Annotated in this window: 20 protein-coding genes; 17 read left to right on the top strand and 3 right to left on the bottom strand. The window is 27.8% G+C overall.

The annotated features are described in order from the left end of the window. Position 1: 1 nt before the first annotated feature. From dxr to SDAV_RS02755, 10 genes are all read left to right on the top strand, one after another. Entirely contained in the window at positions 2 to 1,150 is a 1,149-nt protein-coding gene (gene dxr / locus SDAV_RS02800) for a 1-deoxy-D-xylulose-5-phosphate reductoisomerase (RefSeq protein WP_245938484.1), read from the top strand. 39 nt (positions 1,151 to 1,189) lie between these two features. Continuing rightward, positions 1,190 to 2,536, top strand: coding sequence for an RIP metalloprotease RseP (gene rseP, locus SDAV_RS02795; RefSeq protein WP_114564457.1), 1,347 nt, complete (start codon positions 1,190 to 1,192; stop codon positions 2,534 to 2,536). A 24-nt stretch (positions 2,537 to 2,560) separates the two neighbouring features. Then, positions 2,561 to 6,922: a PolC-type DNA polymerase III gene (locus SDAV_RS02790; protein WP_408641549.1), complete on the top strand. Its 4,362-nt coding sequence runs from the start codon at positions 2,561 to 2,563 to the stop codon at positions 6,920 to 6,922. Between the two features lie 59 nt (positions 6,923 to 6,981). Then, a complete protein-coding gene (era, locus tag SDAV_RS02785) occupies positions 6,982 to 7,875 on the top strand; it encodes a GTPase Era (protein WP_114564455.1) in 894 nt (297 codons plus the stop codon). Between the two features lies 1 nt (position 7,876). Continuing rightward, positions 7,877 to 8,509 (top strand): DNA repair protein RecO, encoded by a 633-nt coding sequence (gene recO, locus SDAV_RS02780; protein WP_245938483.1) that lies wholly within the window; start codon positions 7,877 to 7,879, stop codon positions 8,507 to 8,509. Positions 8,510 to 8,676: 167 nt separating this feature from the next. Next, complete coding sequence (locus SDAV_RS02775; RefSeq protein ID WP_114564454.1) at positions 8,677 to 10,044, top strand: glycine--tRNA ligase; 1,368 nt, start codon at positions 8,677 to 8,679, stop codon at positions 10,042 to 10,044. A gap of 18 nt (positions 10,045 to 10,062) precedes the next feature. After that, positions 10,063 to 11,943 carry a DNA primase gene (dnaG, locus tag SDAV_RS02770; RefSeq protein ID WP_114564453.1) on the top strand — a complete coding sequence of 627 codons (1,881 nt, stop codon included), beginning with the start codon at positions 10,063 to 10,065 and terminating at the stop codon, positions 11,941 to 11,943. A gap of 5 nt (positions 11,944 to 11,948) precedes the next feature. Next, complete coding sequence (locus tag SDAV_RS02765; protein WP_114564452.1) at positions 11,949 to 13,286, top strand: sigma-70 family RNA polymerase sigma factor; 1,338 nt, start codon at positions 11,949 to 11,951, stop codon at positions 13,284 to 13,286. An 11-nt stretch (positions 13,287 to 13,297) separates the two neighbouring features. Then, positions 13,298 to 13,960: a tRNA (adenine(22)-N(1))-methyltransferase gene (locus SDAV_RS02760; RefSeq protein WP_114564451.1), complete on the top strand. Its 663-nt coding sequence runs from the start codon at positions 13,298 to 13,300 to the stop codon at positions 13,958 to 13,960. After that, complete coding sequence (locus SDAV_RS02755) at positions 13,960 to 14,703, top strand: Nif3-like dinuclear metal center hexameric protein (RefSeq protein WP_114564450.1); 744 nt, start codon at positions 13,960 to 13,962, stop codon at positions 14,701 to 14,703. Before SDAV_RS02760 ends, SDAV_RS02755 begins: the two co-directional genes overlap by 1 nt. An 8-nt stretch (positions 14,704 to 14,711) precedes the next feature. On the opposite strand, the gene ispH is transcribed toward SDAV_RS02755, so the two are convergent. Then, positions 14,712 to 15,593 carry a 4-hydroxy-3-methylbut-2-enyl diphosphate reductase gene (ispH, locus tag SDAV_RS02750; protein WP_114564449.1) on the bottom strand — a complete coding sequence of 294 codons (882 nt, stop codon included), beginning with the start codon at positions 15,591 to 15,593 and terminating at the stop codon, positions 14,712 to 14,714. A gap of 287 nt (positions 15,594 to 15,880) precedes the next feature. Between ispH and SDAV_RS02745 the strand changes: the two genes are divergently transcribed. Continuing rightward, positions 15,881 to 16,234 (top strand): hypothetical protein, encoded by a 354-nt coding sequence (locus SDAV_RS02745; RefSeq protein ID WP_114564448.1) that lies wholly within the window; start codon positions 15,881 to 15,883, stop codon positions 16,232 to 16,234. A 109-nt stretch (positions 16,235 to 16,343) separates the two neighbouring features. Here the strand turns inward: SDAV_RS02745 and SDAV_RS02740 are convergent, their stop codons facing one another. Then, positions 16,344 to 16,823 (bottom strand): integrase core domain-containing protein, encoded by a 480-nt coding sequence (locus SDAV_RS02740; RefSeq protein ID WP_245938482.1) that lies wholly within the window; start codon positions 16,821 to 16,823, stop codon positions 16,344 to 16,346. Continuing rightward, positions 16,810 to 16,971: a hypothetical protein gene (locus SDAV_RS11845; protein WP_186823455.1), complete on the bottom strand. Its 162-nt coding sequence runs from the start codon at positions 16,969 to 16,971 to the stop codon at positions 16,810 to 16,812. Before SDAV_RS11845 ends, SDAV_RS02740 begins: the two co-directional genes overlap by 14 nt. A gap of 309 nt (positions 16,972 to 17,280) precedes the next feature. Between SDAV_RS11845 and SDAV_RS12930 the strand changes: the two genes are divergently transcribed. The 6 genes from SDAV_RS12930 (at position 17,281) to SDAV_RS12915 (ending at position 21,185) form a co-directional block, all read left to right on the top strand. Next, positions 17,281 to 17,418 carry a hypothetical protein gene (locus tag SDAV_RS12930; RefSeq protein WP_245938481.1) on the top strand — a complete coding sequence of 46 codons (138 nt, stop codon included), beginning with the start codon at positions 17,281 to 17,283 and terminating at the stop codon, positions 17,416 to 17,418. Beyond that, entirely contained in the window at positions 17,412 to 17,690 is a 279-nt protein-coding gene (locus SDAV_RS02730; protein ID WP_245938480.1) for a hypothetical protein, read from the top strand. The genes SDAV_RS12930 and SDAV_RS02730 overlap by 7 nt, the downstream gene beginning before the upstream one ends. A 79-nt stretch (positions 17,691 to 17,769) precedes the next feature. Next, the gene (locus SDAV_RS02725; RefSeq protein WP_114564446.1) at positions 17,770 to 19,152 is read left to right on the top strand and encodes a DEAD/DEAH box helicase; all 1,383 of its coding nucleotides are present in this window, start codon (positions 17,770 to 17,772) and stop codon (positions 19,150 to 19,152) included. A gap of 400 nt (positions 19,153 to 19,552) precedes the next feature. Then, complete coding sequence (locus tag SDAV_RS12925) at positions 19,553 to 19,702, top strand: hypothetical protein (protein ID WP_245938479.1); 150 nt, start codon at positions 19,553 to 19,555, stop codon at positions 19,700 to 19,702. Between the two features lie 60 nt (positions 19,703 to 19,762). After that, on the top strand, positions 19,763 to 20,983 hold the full coding sequence (locus SDAV_RS12920; RefSeq protein WP_245938478.1) for a hypothetical protein: 1,221 nt from the start codon (positions 19,763 to 19,765) through the stop codon (positions 20,981 to 20,983). Then, positions 20,967 to 21,185: a hypothetical protein gene (locus tag SDAV_RS12915; protein WP_245938477.1), complete on the top strand. Its 219-nt coding sequence runs from the start codon at positions 20,967 to 20,969 to the stop codon at positions 21,183 to 21,185. The genes SDAV_RS12920 and SDAV_RS12915 overlap by 17 nt, the downstream gene beginning before the upstream one ends. The last annotated feature ends 38 nt before the right edge of the window (positions 21,186 to 21,223 follow it).

Here is a 21,223-nt window from a genome sequence, read left to right as displayed (position 1 = left end):
TATGATGCGAAATATTATTGTTTTTGGTGCGTCTGGAAATATTGGTCAACAAGCGTTACAAATTATTGAATCAAATCCAAATGATTTTCAAATTACCGCCGTTAGTATTTATCATAATATTTCAGTTCTAATTAAGATTTTAGAGAAACATCGCACAATTAGGATTGTTCATCTTGGTGATGAAACACAACAAGCTATTTTAACAGCGCAATATCCAAATATAACTTTTGTAACTGGAGAAACAGGAATTAATGCAATGTTAGCTGCTTTTCCGACAGCTTTGGTTTTAAATGCAATTAGTGGTTTTGCAGGATTATACCCAACATTACAAACTTTATATGGTAAAAATCGTACGTTATTATTAGCAAATAAAGAATCATTAGTAGTAGCAGGGGATTTAATTAACAATTTATTAGTTGAAAATAATAATCAATTATATCCAATTGATTCTGAGCATTGTGCTATTTTTCAATGTTTAGACCAAACCAACCCGTGTTCAGAAATTATTTTAACAGCTTCAGGGGGGGTGTTTGCTAATAAAACATTAGCTGATTTAAAAACAATTGATGAGCAACAAGCTTTGCAACATCCAACTTGAAAGATGGGACAAAATATTACCATTGATTCTTCAACAATGGTAAACAAAGGATTTGAAATTATAGAAGCTTATCATTTATTTAAAATTTCAAAAATCACTGTTATTTTACATCCACAAGCTATTTTACATTCAGCCGTACAATATGCAGATTCTTCAATTATTGGACAATTATCAAAACCTTCAATGTTACAAGTTTTAAATTATTTTTTATATTATCCAATTCGAAAAAATAGTTCGTTCTTAAAACCATTAAATTTTGAGAAATTAATAACCTTAACATTTCAAAAAGCTGATTTATCTCGTTGAAAAGCGCTACAATTAGCCTATCGTTGCTTAAATGAAAATAATTCATTAGCCATTGCTTTTAATGCAGCAAATGAAACATTACGTTCGATTTTCTTATCCGGAATAATTAAATTTTATCAAATTGTTGATTATATTGAATATTTTATGAATCAAATTAAACCGCAAAAATTAGTTAATTATCGTGAAATCAAAGAATTAAATGATATCATTAAAAGAGATATTATTAATTATTTTTCAGAAAAATAATGTTATTCTGAATAAAAAAAGTAAGGAGTTAAGAAATAAATGTCAGCAGGAATGGTAGTTTTAGGTTTTGTAATTGGGATTATAATTTTATTAATGTTAGTTACAATTCATGAATTTGCACATTTTATTATTGCGAAATTAGCGGGAGCATATGTCTATGAATTTGCAATTGGTTTTGGTCCCAAAATTTTTTCTTGAGGAAAAAAAGAAACTCGTTATTCAATCCGATTTTTTCCTTTTGGAGGATATGTTTATATTGCAAGTCAATTAGTTGATCCACCAAAAGGGCGTGAAGAGGAAGAAGTTCCTGAAGAACAAAAAATGGAAAATATTGCAAAATGAAAACGCTTAATTTTTATTGTCGCAGGAGCTTTAATGAATTTTTTTATTGCTGTTTTTATTTTTACCACAACTTTTGCGGCATTAAATTATAAACCATCTGATATGACATATTGAGGAGCTAAGTATGATTCTAATGGTGCAGCATATGCTGCTCTAAAAACGAGTGTCCAAAATGTTGCTCAAGATATTGTGATTTTAGATTATTGATTAGGTCCTAATATTGAAAAACTTAAAGTAGTACAAGAATATTATCGTGTTAATAAGGAAGATAAAGCTGATAATAAGGAGAATCATATTTTAGCAAGTCATGTGGGAACAGTAGATAAGATTCCAAATTATCAAACAACAGTTTTTGATTTTATTCAAAATTTAAAACAACAATATGATAATAGTAATAATGATGAAAAAATTAATTATATTACTCTTGCTTTTGCTCGTGTAAATAGTAAACAAGAAGTTATAACGGCTTCGGATGGTTTATTTCAAACTGAACCAGTTAAGTTAACAGAAGCCAACAATACTTATACAGTCGGAATTAGAGCTCCTGATCGTCAGTTTTCTTCAACTGCGCAAGCATATAGCTATGGTTGAGGAGAAACATTTAGACAATCAGTGACAATTTTAAAATCATTTGGATTATTATTTACTGGTCAGTGAGGACAATTATCTGGTCCAGTTGGAATTGCAAGAACATTTTCTTCAATGTTAACAGAAGGACCAGCTCTTTTCTTTATTTATGTGGCCATGTTATCTGCTAATTTATTTGTTTTGAACTTAATTCCAATCCCGCCATTAGATGGATACAAGTTTTTTGAAACATCAATTGAAGGAATAGTTGGTGGAGTAAAACGCTTAAATGGTCGGGTAAGGATTTGAAAGAAACGCTATGATCCAGCGCAACAAAAAGTATTATTAGGAGAATATCAAGCAAAAGAGCAAAAATGACAGTTACCGCATAAGGCAAAGATTATTATTAATGTAACGGGAGCAATAGTCTTTATTTTATTATTTATTGGAATAACAATTAAAGATGTCTTTTTTTAAGCAGAAAAGCTAGGTGAGGATTAGATGATGGACCAACAATTGATAAAACTATTTACAGCAAATAATTTAGAATTTATTGGAAATTATTTTGATGATGCTAAAGTCATTAAAGCAGAATATAGTACTAGTGAAGGTTTTTTTCGTGTTGTGATTGAAATTAATGATTTTTTACCACTAGAAGTTTTACTAAAATTAGAACAAACTTTATTAGAAAATGAAACATTACCCACAAAGATTTCTTTACGGGTTCGAAAAGAACAATACGAATTAGAAACTATTTTTAGTTACTTAGAATATATTCGATTAAATAAATCGGAATTAAAAAATAGTTTTTTTAGTAAATTATCCCCAGAACGTTTTGCTTTAACTGATAATATTTTAAAAATTACTGTTCATTCGGAAAGTGAACAAAAATTAGTGGGTGAACATTGTAATTATTATCAAAAAAAACTTCGCCGCTATGGTTTTAGTGATTTACAATTAGCCCTAGTGTTTCATTTACGAGAAAATAATATTTTAGAAATTAATGAACAAGAATTAATTAAATATAAAGAAACAGCGCAAAAAACAGAACAGTTAATTTCTAAACCAACCAATGGGACTAATCCAGTTTGAAGAGAATTAAATAGTTATCAGAGAGCAAAAAATGGAGAAGCAAGTTATGAACGGTTAATTGATATTGATCAAGATGCTCCGAATGTGACAATTTATGGAAAAATTTTAAGTAAAGAACGACAGTTAATTTCAACAAAGAAATTTATTTATGTAATAACAATTACTGATTATAGTGATACAATTGGCGCAAAATTTTTTACTCGAACAGAACAACCAGATGATTTTATTGAAGAATTAAAAACGAATGAATGAGTTAGTCTTTTTGGCGATATTCGGTATGATACTTATGCTAATGAACAAATGTTTTTTATTAAAAAAATTTCTCGTTTAGAGCGTGAAGATTTATATCGTGAAGATAATGCGCCTGAAAAACGCGTGGAGTTACATCTCCATACTAAAATGAGTGTTATGGATGGAGTAACAGATCTTGCAATGCTTTTTAAAACATTAGTACATTGGAATCATAAAGCAATTGCTTTTACTGACCATTTAAATGTTCAAGCTTATCCAGAAATTTATAATCTTAATAAGAAATATCCTGATGTTAAAGTTATTTATGGTGTTGAAGCAGATGTTTTAGATGATAAAGTCTGATATTTTAAAAACCCGCATCATCATAATTTACGAACTGCAAAATATGTTATTTTCGACTTAGAAACAACTGGCTTAAGTAGTAGCTATGATGAAATCATTGAATTTGGTGCGGTTATTATGGATGGTATTAGTGGTGAACGTCAAACAATTAATCATTTGTTTAAACCATCCGTTAAGTTATCATCATTTACAACTGAATTAACAGGAATTACAGATGAATTATTAGCCGATAAACCAACTTTTATTGAATCAATTGACCAAATTTTAGAATATTTTAAGGATGCAATTTTAATTGCACATAATGCTGAGTTTGACCTTGGTTTTATTCAATCGTGGTTAAAAAAAGCTGGACGCTCAGAAATTAATAACACAGTAATTGATACTTTACAATTATCACGGATTTTAGAACCACATTTGAAAAATTATCGGTTGGGAACAATTGCTCGTTGTTATAATGTTATTTATAATGAAGAAGTTGCTCACCGTGGCGATTATGATGCAATTGTTTTAACAGACATCTATGAGCATCAGCTACGGAAAATGATTAATACTTACAATATTGAGTTTGATGATGATATTGAGAAAATTCATGACCCTGCTGTTTATAAAAAACTGCGACCAAAACATATGACAATTTTAGCAAAAAATCAGGTAGGTTTATTAGAATTATTTAAACTAATAACTGCTGCGCATACTAAATATTTTTATTCATCACCAAAATTATTACGAAGTGTAATTGAACAACATCGTAGTAATTTATTGATTGGGTCATCATGTGTTAATGGTGATGTTTTTGAAGTGGCACGAAATAAAGATGCATCGGAATTAGCAGAAACAATTAAGTTTTATGATTATGTTGAAATTCAACCTCCTAGTGTATATAAACATTTAGTTCAAATGGGGGATTTATCAGAAGAACGATTATTAACAGTCATTAAAGATATTATTTTTACAGCAAAAAAATTAAATAAATTAGTTGTTGCTACTGGTGATGTGCACTATCTTAACCCAGAAGATAAAATTTTCCGTGAAGTTTATATTAATGCAAAAGGAATTGGTGGCCGCCCCCATCCTTTATATGATTATAAGCAACGCGTAACTGATAATCCTGATCAGTTTTTAAGAACAACAATGGAAATGATGAACGAATTTAAGTTTTTAAATAATGATGAATTAATTTATGAAATTGTAGTAACAAATCCAAATTTAATTGCTGACCAAATTGAAAAAGTTGAAATTATTAAAGATAAATTATATACACCTAAAATTGAGGGTAGTGACCAATTATTAAAAGAATTATGTTATAAAAATGCTTATAAAATTTATGGTAATTCATTACCAGAAATTGTTGCATCACGCTTAGAACGTGAATTAAATGCTATTATTAAGCATGGTTTTGCTGTTATTTACTGAATTGCACATAAATTAGTTGATAAATCATTGCAAGATGGCTATTTAGTCGGGTCACGGGGAAGTGTTGGTAGTAGTTTTGTTGCAACAATGAGTAATATTACTGAAGTAAATCCATTACAACCACATTATTTATGTTCTTATTGTAGTTATAGTGAATTTATTGTTGATGGTTCAGTTAAGTGTGGATATGATTTACCAGTTCGTACTTGTCCAAAGTGTCAAAAACCATTAAAAGGGGAAGGGCATGATATTCCCTTTGAAACATTTTTAGGGTTTGAAGCAGATAAAGTTCCGGATATTGATTTAAACTTTTCAGGAGAATATCAGCCAATTGCACATGACTTTACTAAAGAAATGTTTGGAGAACGTAGTGTTTATCGTGCCGGAACAATTTCAACGGTGGCAGAAAAAACTGCATATGGTTATGTGAAAGGTTATTTTGAAAGTAAAAATATTTTACATTTAAAACGTCGCGCAGAATTAGAACGAATTGCCAAGGGTTGTGAGGGAGTTAAACGAACAACTGGACAACATCCAGGTGGAATTGTTGTTATTCCAAATGAATATGAAGTTGAGGCATTTACACCAGTTAATTTTCCTGCTGATGATATCAAATCAAATTGATTAACAACTCATTTTGATTTCCACGCAATTCATGATAATGTTTTAAAGTTAGATATTTTAGGTCATGTTGACCCAACTGCTTTGCGAATGCTGCAAGATTTAACGGGAGTGGATCCAAAAACAATTCCAACAAATGATGAAGCGGTTTTAAGTCTTTTTCGAAGTTTAGATGTTTTAAACATTAAACCAGAAGATATTAATGGTGAAAATACTGGTGCAATTGGTATTCCTGAATTTGGTACTTTTTTTGTTCGTAAGATGTTATTAGATACAAAACCAACTTCATTTGCAGATTTAGTCCAAATTTCAGGATTGTCACACGGAACAGATGTTTGAATTGGCAATGCCCAAGAATTAATTCGAAATCAAAATATTAGTATTTCAGAAGTAATTGGATGTCGTGATGATATTATGGTTAATTTAATTTATAAAAGGTTACCTGCTCAAAGTGCTTTTAAGATTATGGAAGATGTTCGAAAGGGAAAGGGGTTAACAACTGAACATGAACAATTAATGCGGGATAATAATGTTGAACAATGATATATTGATTCGTGTAATAAAATTAAGTATATGTTCCCAAAAGCCCATGCAACAGCCTATGTCTTAATGGCGTGACGAGTAGCATGATATAAAATTAATTATCCAGTTGAATATTATGCAACATTTTTTTCAACTCGAACAGATGTTTTTGATATTAAAACAATTTTAAAAGGAGCAGAAACAATCAAACAAGTTTTACGCGATATTCAAACTCGTTTGGATAATAAAGATTTTAATGCTCCCAATAAACCAACACAAAAAGAAAAAGATTTAATTCCCGTTTATGAAGTAGCATTAGAAATGTATGCCCGAGGAATTAAAATGAGCAATATTGATTTAAAAATAAGTCGAAATAAAAATTTTACCGTTATTACAAATGAAAATAATGAAAAAATTATTTTACCGCCATTTTCTGCAATTGATGGTTTGGGCGGAGCTGTTGGCGATAGTATTATTAATGCTCGCCATGAAAAACCATTTTTATCAATTGCTGATTTACAAAAACGAACAAATATTACAAAAGCTCATTTAGAATCATTTGAAGAACTTGGAATTTTAAAAGATTTATCATTAGATGATCAAATTGCGTTTGAGTTTTAAATAAGATAATTTTTTATGATATTTTCCTTTATAATTATAATAATTAAGAGGTGAAGAAAATGGCAATTAAATCAGGTTTTGTTGCAATTGTTGGGCGACCAAATGTTGGTAAATCAACATTATTAAATACAATTTTAAATAATAAAGTAGCAATTGTAACAGCAAAGGCACAAACAACACGAAACCGTATTCAAGGGATTTATAATGATCAAGAATCACAAATTGTTTTTATGGATACGCCAGGCATTCATAAAGCTCATCATGAAATGGGGAAATTTATGAATAAAGTTGCTTTATCAGCAACAAAAGCAGCCGATGTTATTTTATTTTTAGCTCCAGCAAATGAATACATTGGTGATAATGATCGTTATATTATCAGAGCACTACAAGAGCGCGCAATTCCAATTGTTTTACTTGTAACAAAAATTGATTTAGTTTCCAAAGGTGATTTAATTGTAAAAATTGCTGAATGAGAAAAAATTCATCAGTTTACCGCTATCATTCCCGTTTCAGCCGTCAAACATAAAAATCTTGAAACATTATTAACTTTATTAAAAAAACATTTAGCAGTAAGACCACAATATTATCCTGATGATATGTTAACTGATCAACCAGAAAAGTTTTTAATTCGTGAAATTATTCGGGAAAAAATTTTGTTGTTGACAGAAGATGAGATTCCGCATAGTGTTGCCATTTTAATTGATAAAATTGATGATCAACCACAACTATTAAAAATTATGGCTTCAATTTGCGTTGAACGGGATTCGCAAAAAAGAATTATTATTGGGAAACAAGGCCGTTTAATTAAACAAATTGGAACGCAAGCCCGCTTAGAATTAGAACAAATTTTAGGAACAAAAATATTTTTAGAATTATTTGTTAAAGTAGTGGATAAATGACGGGATAAACCTTCAATGATTGCCCGTCTAGGTTATAACAAAGAAAGTTATTAAAATGATTCAAAAATTAACAGGAATGGTATTGCATAAACGACCTTATGATGATAACAGTGCAATTATTACGATTTTGTCACAAGAATTAGGAAAATTAGCTTTTTTTGCACCTGGGGTACAAAAAAATACATCAAAAAATCAGTATGCAGTACAATTCTTAGCAACAAGTGAATTTGAAATATTTTTATCATATCATAACAATAAGTTAAGTAAATTAAAGACAGGAAATTTATTAAAAACAAGAATTAAATTAGCACAAAATTATGATGATTATTTATTAGCAACATTAATTTGTGAAATTGCTGAGCAAGCGGTTGTTGACCGTCAAGATGATAATGAATTGTACGAATTATTAACAACAACATTAGACAATTTAGCTGCATGAGAAGATAATTTAAGTATTGTAATTGCTTTTATGTTTCGTGCTTTAAAATGATATGGATTAGAATGAGACTTTACGATGTGTAAACGGTGTGGCAGCAAACAACACATTAAAACAATTAGTTTTCTTGAGGAAGGATATCTTTGTAAAAATTGTTTATTACCAAGAGATTATCTTTTTCCAATTGAATTAGTGAAAGTTTTTAATAGTAATTTTCATACTAATTTTTATTTTTACAATAAGATTAATTAAGATTAATATAAAAGTTTTAATAATATTATTTAAAATGCTATGTGAGTATTATTTAATAAAAGTTGGAATATTTTTGTGGAGTATTTATGAAATGCGACAAAAATCAATTTATTTTAAAGAATAACATAGTATAATTGAGGATAGAGAAATAAGAAGGAGTTACATTAATGCAATATACATTAGAAGAAGTTGTTAATCATTTAAAAACACAAGGTTTTGTTTTTCAAGGGAGTGAAATTTATGGTGGTTTAGCAAACAGCTGAGATTTTGGACCATTGGGGGTTGAATTAGAACGAAATTTAAAAAATTTATGATGACAACATTTTATTACAAAATCAAAATATAATGTTGGTCTTGATAGTGCTATTTTAATGAACAATAATGTTTGAAAAGCTTCTGGACATCTTGGCAATTTTGCTGACCCATTATTAGATTGTAAAAAATGTAAAAGCCGAATGCGGGCAGATAAACTGATTGAAGATAATTATCCGAAATTAAATTGTGGTGGTTGAACTAATGAACAATTAGAGACTTTTATTACCGAAAAAAATATTTTATGTCCAAATTGTTGGGGGCATGATTTTACTGAAATTCGTCAGTTTGAATTAATGTTTAAAACAAACCAAGGTGTTATTGAAGATGAAAAATCAGTTGTTTATCTACGACCAGAAACAGCACAAGGAATTTTTGTTAATTTTAAAAATGTTCAACGTTCTTTGCGACAAAAATTACCTTTTGGTGTTGGTCAAATTGGAAAGTCATTTCGGAATGAAATTACCCCAGGAAATTTTATTTTTCGTACACGTGAATTTGAACAAATGGAATTAGAATTTTTTTATGATATTAACGAAAAGATTGATTGATTTGAATATTGAATTAAAGAAGTAACCAAGTTTTTAGAATTAATTAATTTAAAACCAGAAAACTATCATTTTCGTGAGCATAACGCTAATGAGTTAGCCCATTATGCAAAACGAACTATTGATATTGAATATAAGTTTCCGTTTGGCATAGGTGAATTATGAGGGATTGCTGACCGGGGGAATTATGATTTACGTCGCCACAGTGAAATGAGTAAAAATGATTTGTCGTATTTAAATCAAGAAACAAATGAAAAAATTATCCCGCATGTAATTGAACCATCGGTTGGTGTTGGGCGCTTGATGTTAGCGATTTTATATGATGCTTACCATGTTGAAAAAGTTGCTGATAATGAGACAAGAATTGTTTTAAAATTAAGCCCGTTATTAGCTCCATATCAAATTGCGCTGATTCCATTAAGTAAACAATTAAACAACGATGCTTATCAGTTATATGAAAAACTCTTAGGTCGTTTTCAATGCACTTATGATGAAACAGGAAATATTGGAAAGCGTTATCGTCGTCAAGATGCGATTGGAACACCGTTTTGTGTAACAGTTGATTTTGACAGTCAAAAAGACCAAAAAGTTACAGTTCGTAATCGTGATACAATGAAACAAGAACGAGTGGCAATTGCTAATTTAGAAAGCTATTTTACCGCAACATTAAAATAATTAAAAGGAGTGAAAGGTATGGCATTAATTAGTAATGAAAAAATTGATTTAATTAAGTCAAAAGTAAATATTGTTACCGTAATGTCAAAATATTTATCGCTTGAAAAACGGGGTCGTAATTATTGAGCAGTTTGTCCGTTTCATCAAGATTCACATCCTTCAATGAGTATTTCACCAGAAAAGCAAATTTACCGTTGTTTTGCTTGTTCAGCTGGAGGCAATGTTTTTACTTTTTTACAAGAATATGAAAATATTAGTTTTATTGAAGCTTTAAAAAAAGTTGCGGTAATGACCAATATTTCCTTATATGAATTGACTACTTATCAAGAAAAACCAAAATATGATAAAAGTGAACAGTTAATTTTTGAAATTAATGCCTTAGCAAGCGCTTACTTTAGTAATAATTTAGAAACCAAAAAGGCTTATGATGCAAAGGAATATTTAACAAAGCGGAACATTAATAATACTGAAATTGAATTATTTCAGATTGGTTATGCTGAGAGTGGCTTTGATCATTTGTACCATTTTTTAATTAAAAAAGAATATTCAATTAATGATATTCAACAAGCGGGTTTAATTACAATAAAAAATGGCAAGGTGTATGATTATTTTAATAATCGTTTAATGTTTCCGATTAAAAATGAAGATAGTTATATTATTGGTTTTTCTGGACGAGTAATTGGGGTTAATAACCAGGTAGCAAAATATCTTAATACTCCTGAAACTAAGGTTTTTAAAAAAGAACAACTAATGTATAATATTCACCGGGCGAAACCGTTTATTCGCCAGCAAAATAATTTAATTTTACTTGAAGGATATATGGATGTTATTAGTTTAGAAAAATTAAATCTTAAAAATACCGTTGCTTTAATGGGAACTAATTTAAGTGAATATCATTTAAAAGAAATTAAAAGATTAACAAATGAGTGTTTAATTTTTTTAGACGGTGATAAGGCTGGGATTAATGCTAGTTTAAAAGCAACAATTAAATTATTAAGTCATAATCTAAAAGTTAAAATTGTTTTGAATGAGACGCAACAAGACCCTGACGAATTAGTTAATAGTGGTCAGGGAGAATTAATTCATACAATGTTAGCAAATGCCCAACATCCAATTAATTTTGCTCTTGATTATTTTCAAAATAAATTTAATTTACAAGCAGCAAATGAATTAGAAGAATTTATTAATATTGTTGCACCTTTAATTAAAGCTAGTCCAAATCAATTGGAACAAGAATTAGCAGTTAATAATTTAGTTAAAATAACAGGAATATCTAAAGAAACAATTACAACAAAAATTGGACAAATTAAAACATATCAAAAAGCAGTTTTTTCACCTGCTGTGTCAGAACCAATTCCTAATGGAACAAATGATAATAATTATCAGCAAAAGTCGCCACCAAGGTTCAAACCACAGCAAAGTAAGACTGTTGTAGTTAAAAATACAAAATATAAAATTAAAAATTTAAAACGATATCTTTTAGCAGAACAAAATATGGTTTTACAATTACTTGGTTCTCGAAAAGCAGCAGATTTTTATCAAAGAAAAATTGGAAATTTAAATTTTGATGGTTATCGTTTGTTAGCAAATGATATAATTACTTATTATAATGGACATTTGGGGGCAGAAAATGTTAAAATTAATATGTTGTGTCAAGAAATAAGTGATCCAAATTTAAAAAAAATATTAATGGATATTATTAATAAATCAACGATTAAAATTAAATATAATAAGAAAGAATTAGAAGACTATGCGCTCTTAATTGATGATTTTGCTAATGAAAAAGAGATTGCAATGCTATGAAATAAGTTAGAAAAAGCAAGTAATCTAATTGAACAACAGGCAATTTCAATGGAAATTGACAAGTTGAATCAACGATTAAAATTTAAAAAGGGGTAGAAAAAATGGGATTATCAAAAAAAGAAGTCAGAGATATGAAATCTTTTGATGAATTTAAAGAATATATTAATAAATATTTAGAAGAAAATAACAATGAGATTGAACAAGAAAAATTAATAACATTAATTAATGATCATTTTGAAGTTGATGATAATGATGTTGAAGAATATTTCGAAGAATTAGTTGCTAATGGTGTTGAATTTAGTGATATTAATTTAGAAGAGTTAGAAGAAAATGAAGTTCCTGAACCAATAAAAGTAACGAAAAAACAACCAGATGAAAAATTACGTTACAAAGTTGGTGGGATTTCAAATGAAACAAAAATTCAAGATATTATTAAAGCTTACTTTAATATTTTGGGAACAAGTAAGATTTTAACTCGTGAGGAAGAAATTAAATATGCTAAAATGTTAGAATCATCTGATCCAGAAGAAAGACGTTTTGGACGTGATAAATTAATTACTTCTAACCTGAAGTTAGTTGTTTCAGTTGCTCGTAAACATTTAAACCGGGGATTAGATTTTTCGGATTTAATTGAAGAAGGGAACATTGGGTTAATGAAAGCTGTTGATAAGTTTGATTATAAGCGTGGTTTTAAATTTTCAACATATGCCACATGATGAATTAGACAAGCAACAACCCGGGCAATTGCTGATCAAGCGCGAACAATTCGGATTCCTGTTCATATGGTTGAAACAATTAATAAATTAACAAGAATTGAACGGCAATTAACACAAGAGTTAGGACGCGAACCAAGTTACAATGAAATTGCTGAAAAAATGGGGCAAGGAATGGTTGGCGAAAAAGTTCGTGAAATTAAGAGACTATCAATTGAACCAGTTTCATTAGAAAAACCAATTGGTGATGAGGATGATACTCATTTTGGTGATTTTGTTGATGATAAAGATATTTTTACACCGGATGAATATGCTGAAAAAGAATCATTACGAGAAGTAATTGATGAAGTTTTCCATGAAATTTTATCAGCACGAGAAGAAAAAGTAATTAGAATGCGGTTTGGACTTTTACCAACAAAGTTACGAACAGTATTACGGTTAGCAAAAGAATGTGAAGATGAAACTTTCCCCGAATTAGTTCAAACAGTTAAAGTTCTTGATATTCATTATGATACACCAATTGAAAAAGTACAAAGTCAAAAAAATGCTTTAATTGATAAGCATTTATCAAAATATGATTCACCAAAAACATTAGAAGAAGTAGGCAAAGAATTTAAAGTAACACGTGAACGAATTCGCCAAATTGAAGCAAAAACAATTCGTAAGTTTAAGCCAAACCAAGCTAATTCGAAAGCAAAAGTATTAAAAGACTTTTTTAAAGGATAGGGGTTTTAAAAATGGATATATTATCAGAACGTTTATTATTAATTGCCAAACAAGTTAATGAAAAAGACATTATTTGTGATATTGGGACAGATCATGCAATGATTCCAATTTATTTAGCAAAAGGAAATTTAATTACCAAAGCTTATGCGTGCGACATTGCAGCACAACCCTTAGCCCAAGCGAAAAAAAATATTGCAAAATATCATACTGAAGAACTTATTACTTCAATTTTAGCAGATGGTTTAACAGGAGTTTCGGACATTAAGATTGATACATGTATTATTTCAGGATTAGGGAGTACAACAATTTTAACCATTTTGCAACGAGATTCTGATTTAATTGATCGTTATATTTTATGCCCTAATGATGATCCATTTTTATTACGAGAATGAATTAAAAAACATAAGTACTTTATTGAAAAAGAATTATTAATTAAGGAAAATGATATTATTTATGAGATTATTGTTGTTAATAAAACTGCTGGTCAAAAAGTCAAAAATAAAAAAGACTTATACTTCGGTCCTTATCTTCGCAAAGAACATAGTAAACTTTTTCAAGAGAAATGATTGTTAAAAAATGATTATTATTTAACATTGTTAAACAAGATTCCTGAAAACACTAAGCGATATCAAGAAGTTAAAGCAAAACTAAAAATGATTAATAAGGTGATATAATGTTAATTAAAAAATTATATCAAGAAATTGAAACTGATTTTTCATTAAAAGCAGCTTGTAAGTGAGATTATAGTGGTCATCAATATGGAAGCAAAAATCATTTTGTAGCAAAAATTATGGTTAGTTTAGATTTAACAAGCGAAGTAATTACAGCAGCAGTCGCTAAGCAAATTAATGTTATTATAACTCATCATCCTTTTTGTTTTGGCAAGAAAAAAAGAATTCAACAGATTCCTTACAAACGAGCAATTATTGATCTTCTTAATAAACATCAGATAACTGTTTATGCTTTACACACAAATTATGATGGTTTAATGAATGAATTGATTTTACAAGAATTAAATCCTCAAAAAATTGTTCCCTTTGATGATAATTTAACAATGATTGGGTATGTAAGTTTAACAGCTGATGAAATTATTACTAAATTAAAAGCAATTTTTAAAATTACAACAGTGCAGCACAATTTATCGACGTTAGAGCAACCTATTAAAACAGTTGCCTTAGCAGCAGGAACCGCAGGTGATGTGATTGCAAAAATTAACCAAAATATTGACCTGTTTATTACTGGGGAAGTAAAATGAGATCAATGAGTATTAGCAAATGAAAAACAATTAGCAGTTATTTGCTTCAACCATTATATGGAAGATTTTTTTACTGCTGCTTTTGCTGGATATTTAACCCGAAAGTTTCCAACTTTAACAATAATTCCATATCATATCAAAAATATTATTAACTATCGTTAATGATATTTTTATATTTGCTCTAAATAACGAATTACTTCTAACTGAATGATGCTAGGTGTTGATGCCCCCGCAGTAACAGCAACACAGGTTTTATTTGCCAACCAAGTTGCTTGAATATCATTTTTATCATTAATGCGATATGATTCAATCCCAATTTGTTCGCCCATTGCAACTAGCTTTAAGGTGTTACTACTTCGTTCATCACCAACAACAAGTAAAAGGTCAATTGTTGTTGGATCTAAATTTAGAACAGCATTTTGTCGTTCTAATGTTGCATTACATAAATCATTTTTAAAAAGAATTTCATTTGGAACAAGGGTTTTAATTTTTTTCACAATTGCTTCAATATCAATTTTAGAAAGGGTTGTTTGGTTTGTAATTAAAATCTTTTTAGTTGGGTCAAGATTAGGCAAAATGTTATCAACTTCTTGTTCTGTTGTCACAAGATTGATGCTTGGACTAAGCGCTAACATTGCATTTGTTTCTGGATGAAAGTGTTTTCCAATAAAAATAATTTGATAATCAGGTTTTGCTAAATATTCCTTAATTAAATTTTTCGTAACAGTTACTCATTCACATTCAGTATCAACAAGTGTAATGTTTTTCTTTGCTGCGACATCTTTAATCCGGTCATCACTACCATGTGCACTTAAAATCACAACAGCATTATCTGGTAGTGTTTGCATTATCGCAAGGCGATTAAGTTTAAAATCGTTGACCGGAATAACACCTAAATTAACAATTTCATCAATAACATGTTTATTATGGACAAGATAACCTAACATATAAATTTGCCGTCCAGCATATTTGACAGCAGCTTCTTTTGCTCATTTAATTGACTTGACAACACCAAGACAATAACCACGAGGTGTCACTTTTACAACTTTCATTTTTTCACCAATCCATTTTTATCTACTTATATAATATCATAATTAAAAATCTCTTTTATCATTTTAAAATAATATCTTAAACTTATTTATTAATCAAACTAAATTTGATATAATTAACCCGTCTATTTTAAGTAAAAATTTTATCTTTTTCTTAAAATATTACAATTATCTTAAATACTAAATTCAATTTGTGATAAAAAATATTTAATGCAAAAAACTAATGATTAATGCTATTTTAACATTAGCAACCAACATTGGTTTGATTTCATTATGAAAGGAGATTGAGTATGCCAGTAAGCTTGAAAGCTAAAAGAAAAAAGGTGCCCCAGTCGAAAAAACCAGTAGCAAAAAATGCGACAGAAGAAAAATGATTATTCATTAAATCACAAGCATTTATTGATTCAACTCCAGCTATGAAAAGATCAATCGATCGTTCATTAGGAGATGTTTATACAAAAAAAGCAGCGGATTATCGGGCAAAAGATGGAAGTGCCATTACTACTGCAATTACAGCAGAAAGACTAATTGCAGAACGTTTAGGAAAAACAGCAACTCAATGAAAAACAATTGAAGTGCAAAATAAAAAGAAAGTTTGTTGTACCACAGACATTTTAAAGATTACAAGAAAAAAACAAAAATAATAAAAATATTTATTTATAATTATAAAAATATCATAAAATAAATAAATAAAAAATATAAAATTAAACAAACTAAAAATTAGTTTAAATACAAAAACTTAATAATTTAAAATTATTTAATTAAACTATTCAAAAAGTTAAATGGTGTCTGAAAATTTAAAGACTTATGCACTCTTTCAAAATTATAAAAATAATAATAATCATTTAATTTATTCTGTAAACTAACTGCATTTAATATTTTTTCTTCAAATACAAATAATTTAGTATAATTTTGATGAAATCTTTCAATCTTACCGTTTGACTGTGGAGAGCGAACTGGTGTTGTTTGATACAAAATATTTTTATCTGTTAAAAATTGAGTAAAATTAGTTTTTTTAACATTAATTTTTTGATTATTCCGATAACTATTAATAAATTCAGAACCGTTATCAGTTCTAATCCGTATTATTCTAATACCAAATATATTTTTAAAATCACTAATTGCTTTTTTAACAGCATCAATAGCATTATGAGTACTTAATTTATAATAAATATATCCTAATACTAATCTTGTTTTTTCATCAATAAAATCATAAAAATTAATAATTAGCAATAATAATTGCATCTAGTAAATGATTACTTATTTTTTCATTATTATAAAATCAACCTTTACCATATTGATAAGTTAAATTAGTATCTTTATCATATTTTCATAAACAACTATCATTATATTTACTTAAATTTTTCCATATTTTTAACAATTGATTTAGTATAACGCGGTGATACTCAATTAAAATTAATTTGTAAATCATTTAATTTATTTTGTAATGCCCCCTAATAATCTTAATAAGTCATCTCTAACTTTTGAACCATTAGCATTTGTATATGAGCAATTTTCAATATTTATAATAATGTTATATTTTTCTATTTCATTATTTTTATTTAAAACAACATTAATATAATTAATATTTAAACAATCATTAATATAACTAATAATTAAATTATAGTGACTTTCTCAATCTTTAAAATATTTTTCGTTTGATTCAAGTAATAATTTATTAAATAGTGGAGTGATTCAATGACCCCAAAATTATGAATTAGAAGTCGGAACAAATTTTGCAGAAGTAGTTGGTAGTCTATTAATTGTGCTATTAGTGGCAGTTCCCGTTTTAATCTTAATTGGAATATATGTTACAAAAAAATGATAAAAGCAATGACACATCCTTATTCAATTGAATATTTAGACACACAGAAAAAATTGAAAAAAACAATAAAACAAGCTAGAAAAGCACTGAAAAAAATGAATATAGTTGTTCGGAAGGGACATGAAACATCCACAACATTAGCACGAGAACAAGAACGATGAGCTAATTTAATTGTTAATGCTGAAACAGATTTTCTTAAAGAAGAAGAACTTTTTAAAGCTCATGATAATAAAAAACCAGTTGTGAAAAAATTAGTAACTACCGGTAAAAAATAAAAGTTATATAATGAAATTAGCAATAATTTCATTTTTTAAATATGTTATAATTTGAAAGGTGAGAAAAGGGGGTTAAATTATGAGTAATTTTAATCAATTTGGTTTTAAGCGGTTTTTAAATTTAGGCCTTGCTGAATTAAAATTTGTTGAACCAACTATTGTGCAAGAAAAAGTAATGCCATTATTATTAAAACATCAAAATGTTATATGTAAGGCACATACAGGAACTGGAAAAACATTTGCGTTTTGTTTACCAATTTTAAATAATATAAATTATGAGCAAGCAAAAAATCAATCTATTATTGTAACCCCAACCCGTGAATTAGCAAAACAAATTTATGATAATATTCGTTTTTTTAAAAAATTTAAATTAAATTTACAAGTTAATTATTTTATTGGTGGCGAAGATATTAAACGTCAAATTGAACAATTGCAACGAATTCAACCCCACATTATTATTGCCACTCCAACGCGACTAAAAGATTTGTTTGAACAACAAAGTCTAAATTTAGGTAAATTAACAACTTTTATTATTGATGAATGTGATATGATTTTTGATTTAGGTTTTATTGAAAATGTTGATTATATTTTGAGCAAAGTGAATCCTAATGTTCAAGTATCTGTTTTTTCTGCAACAATTCCGCCTGAGTTAAAACCTTTTTTAATCAAGTATTTAAAAAATCCACATTATTTAGATTTAAATGCCAATCAAATAACAAATCAAAACATTACACATATTTTAATTCCAACAAAAAATCAAGAACGAAAAACAATTTTATTAAAACTTTTAAAAACATTTGATCCATATTTATGTTTAATTTTTGTTAGTAAAAAAACAGATATTAATAAGTATTATGATTTGTTATTAGAACATAATTATTCTGTTATCCAATTACATGCTGGATTAGAACCACGATTACGAACACAAGTTGTTAAACGAATTCGAAATTTAGAATATAAGTATGTTATTGCCAGTGATATTGCAGCGCGTGGAATTGATTTTATTGGTGTTAGTCATGTTATTTCAATTGATTTACCAAATGATTTAGAATATTATATTCATCGTAGTGGTCGTACTGGACGGGCAAATTATACTGGTTATAGTTATGTTCTTTATGATACAAAAAATTTAAATTTAGTGCAACAATTAATGACAAAAGGAATTACTTTTAAAACAAAGAAATGAAATCAACAAGGAGAATTGGTTGAAACAGTTCTTAGTGATGATAAGCCTAAAAAACAATCTTCTCTTGCAGTTGAGAATGAAATTAATAAAATTATTCATCGTTATAAAACAAAAGATAATAATAAAAAAATTAAACCTGGTTATAAGAAAAAACGAAAAGCGGAAATTGATGAATTTAAAAAACAAGTTCGTCGGAGTCACATTAAAGAATCAATTAAAAAAATTAAAAAAGAAAAAGCAAAAGAACGAGCAAATAAATTATTTAATAAAAATTAAAAAGAAAACTTAATGTTTTTTGTTAATGTTATTTTTTTTAAAACAAGAAACAAAAGTCTTTTTTTGTATAATTATTTTGTAGTTTTTAAAATTACAAAATATATTATGAAATTAATGAAATAGGAGGGAAATTATGACTCATAATGAAACAGTCGAAGCAACGCAAGTGAAAAAAGCGGAATTAAATAAAAAGATAGTTCATTTTTTTCATTAAAAATGTTTCGTTATACTTTAATTAAAATGTTAAAGGCACCATCAACATGAGTGATGTTTGTTTTAACATTAGTAGTAGGAATAATTATGGGTTTTATTATTAGCTTTAGGAATAAGAGATGTTGCTAGTGGAGACTATATTGATGCTGCTAAATAATTATTTACTATTTATTCATGGATTTGATATATGTTATACTTTGGGTTAACATCAATGTTTATTGGTTTTAAAGCGGTACAGTTAATTCGTGATGAAATTGATGATGGAACATTATTAATTTTTTCATCAATTCCAATCTCACGAACAAGAATGATTATTGAAAAATGATTAGCTTTATAGTTATTATGCTTAATTTATTCACTAATTATTTTATTATTACCACCAATTTTATCATTCGGAATGGGGCCAAAAGGAACAGCATTTGGAAAAGTAATTTTAAGCAAAGTTAACTTTATGATTTTAACAAATTTTATTTTACAATTATTTTTAACCACAATTGGCATTTTAATTTCTTTAGGATTAAATGCAAAAGGTGTTATCGGTATTTTATTTACAATTGGTTTTTTAAAAGTAATTGGAGCGATGATTCCATTTATTTATAATGCAAGTAAAGGTGATCAAGCATCACAATATTTGATTAAAACCGCAGATTTAGCAAAGAATCATGTTAAATTTAAGGACTCTGATCTTAAAAAAACATATGATTATTTATTAAATCCGACTGGTTGACCAGTATGAAGTGTATCTGACGATAAACTTAGTATATCATTTTCGTATAGTAGTAAAGATATGGAAGCTTTTGATGTGACTTCATTAGCGCGGTATATTTATTTAGTGGTCACTAAATTACCTTCTACTTGAAACCCAATTTCTTGAAATGATGTTGTTACAGAAGTTAAAAAAACACCAAATGATTATCCAATATTAGCAAAATTAATTAATACTAATGTATTAGAATTTGTTGGTTATAAGTCAATTAAATTTAATGTTGTTAAACCTAGAATCGGTAATGAAGTTACATTTACAAATAATAGTGATAAAGGAATTAATATTTTATCGGATTTTTATAATGATATAAGTTTACAACAACCAATTACGCTTTCAAGAACAAAACCATCATCTGATGCTAAAATTAATATAAATGTGTTATATGAAACAAAATTAAAAAGTAAAACAACAAAAAATATTTATCAAATTATTAAAACAATGTATGATAAATCAATTTTTTCACCAACTATTTTTTGTTATCCAAAAAATAGTTATCTTTCAGAAGGAATCATTGCACCAAGTAGAATTGCATCGCTTGTTTTTAACACATTGTCAAAAACTATTCAAAATAAATTTAATAATTTTTCTTGAGATTTTCGTGAATTTTTAGATCGTAATTTATATAGTGAAAATGTTTATATTAATGATTTAGTTATGTCATTGTATACTCAATTTATTTTCCAAATATCTTATTGATCACAACAAGGAATATATTATCCATATAATGCTAATGCTATTCATGATAACGAGCAACAACCACAAGATAAATTAAATAGTATTAAAAAAGCTCAAACAAATTATAAATTAATGGCATACTTAAATCCATGCTGCAACAATGTTGTTACCAATTAATAATTATTTAGATGTTAACATTGATTCTGTTGCTTTTCAGACAAGTGATTCTAAGGCAAAAACAAATTATTTTTTAATGGGAGACTTTAATAAACCAGTAACATTAACTAGTTTATATGGTTTTTATACGGGTTATTTATTAGTAACACTTGCATTATCAGGATTAACATTATGATGAATTACAAGAAAGGATTTTGTATAGTTATGAAAACAAAAAAAGTAATTTTACACCAAATCCTG

Origin of the sequence: Spiroplasma phoeniceum P40, from assembly GCF_003339775.1 — a bacterium.
Taxonomy (GTDB): domain Bacteria; phylum Bacillota_I; class Bacilli_A; order Mycoplasmatales; family Mycoplasmataceae; genus Spiroplasma; species Spiroplasma phoeniceum.
The sequence above is the reverse complement of the archived record's forward strand: the minus strand, read 5'-3'. Positions and strand labels throughout refer to the sequence as shown.